Raw genomic sequence first — 1,219 nt, 5'->3', positions numbered from 1 at the left:
CTGACGGTAGCGGTACGCTACTGGTGGCTGCGGGTTCACAGGCGGTGGCGACAACGGTTCCGGCCGGCATCGCCGGAGAGAGCCTCAATAACAAAACCATCCCCTTTTTCATCATGCCATACCGCGGCGGGTACGGTGTCACGGCGGTGAAGGCGGGCACCATGAAGGCCACCCTGAATTTTGATTTTCAGTGGAAATAAGCCCTCCGGGCGGATAACAGATAAAAAACAGCAGGGCCTGCCGGGCAGGTCGCAGGGTGAGAATGATGAAGACATACGAGTGGCAGCAGCCGGCAGGCGGATTACCTGAGTCCCGGCACGGGCAGATAAAAAACACACGCCCTTTTGTGTGGCTGGCAGGCGGTGCCGGGATGCTGCTTTCCCTGGTGCTGGTATCGCCGGCACAGGCCGGCAGTTCGATAGTGGTCACGCAGACCCTGACTAAAGGGACCTGCACCATCAGCAGTTCAGCGGCACAGAGCGGGATAACCCTGCCTGATGTTCAGCAGACGACGTTTAACTCAAACGACATCAGGATCGGAAAAGGCACGGGACAGACATTCTCTGTGGATCTGACCTGCACCGGCGCCCCGAACCCCTCAGACACCAACGTCCTGAAGGTTTCCGGGACGGCGGATGTGGCGGATGGCAGCGGGCAGCTGTTCAAAAACTTATCCGCCGGCAACGGCGCGGCAACGCACCTCGGTTTTCTGCTGTCAGCCAATGACACTGACGGCAGCGGAACGCTGCTGAGTTCAGCGGGCACCACCTTAGTGGATGTGGGGGGGGCCGGGGATAATGTGGACAGCCGTTCCGTGAATTTTTTCGTGATGCCCTCAAGGGGGAATTACGCCTACAAGGATGTGACGGCCGGCACCCTGACGACCACCCTGTCATTTGACTGGGATGTCAGGTAAGGACGCTCAGGCACTGCGGGGATACGCCGGGGCGGGCAGAGCAGTGCCCCGGCAGGGAAGATGAAAAATGAATAACACAAAACAGGTCAGTCCGGGAGGGCGTGTGAAGCAGAAAACCGGCGTACACGAAAACGTGAAAGACATAATGAAAGGCATCATGAAGGGTGCCATGACGGCCCTGGCACTTTACATGACGGCGGTGCTGCCGGCGCAGGCCGGGGTATCACTGCTGCAGACCCGGGTGATTTACCCGCAGTCCGCACAGTCGGTGTCGGTGACCCTGCACAACAGCGGAAACGAGGT

2 protein-coding genes and 1 pseudogene are annotated in these 1,219 nt (G+C 59.2%); all 3 read left to right on the top strand.

From position 1 onward, the window contains the following. On the top strand, positions 1-200 hold a 200-nt coding region (locus AAIR21_RS27680; RefSeq protein WP_434682809.1), incomplete at its 5' end, for a hypothetical protein. A 62-nt stretch (positions 201-262) separates the two neighbouring features. Next, positions 263-916, top strand: coding sequence for a fimbrial protein (locus AAIR21_RS27675; RefSeq protein ID WP_333169006.1), 654 nt, complete (start codon positions 263-265; stop codon positions 914-916). A 67-nt stretch (positions 917-983) separates the two neighbouring features. Beyond that, positions 984-1,219: pseudogene (locus AAIR21_RS27670) on the top strand (hypothetical protein); the annotation flags it as partial.

It is taken from the genome of Enterobacter sp. PTB, assembly GCF_051130085.1.
GTDB classification, from domain to species: domain Bacteria; phylum Pseudomonadota; class Gammaproteobacteria; order Enterobacterales; family Enterobacteriaceae; genus Enterobacter; species Enterobacter ludwigii.
The sequence above is the reverse complement of the archived record's forward strand: the minus strand, read 5'-3'. Positions and strand labels throughout refer to the sequence as shown.

Bases quoted from the DNA above. Each gene is read 5' to 3' on its own strand.
- AAIR21_RS27675 (WP_333169006.1), top strand. From the start codon at position 263: ATGATGAAGACATACGAGTGGCAGCAGCCGGCAGGCGGATTACCTGAG.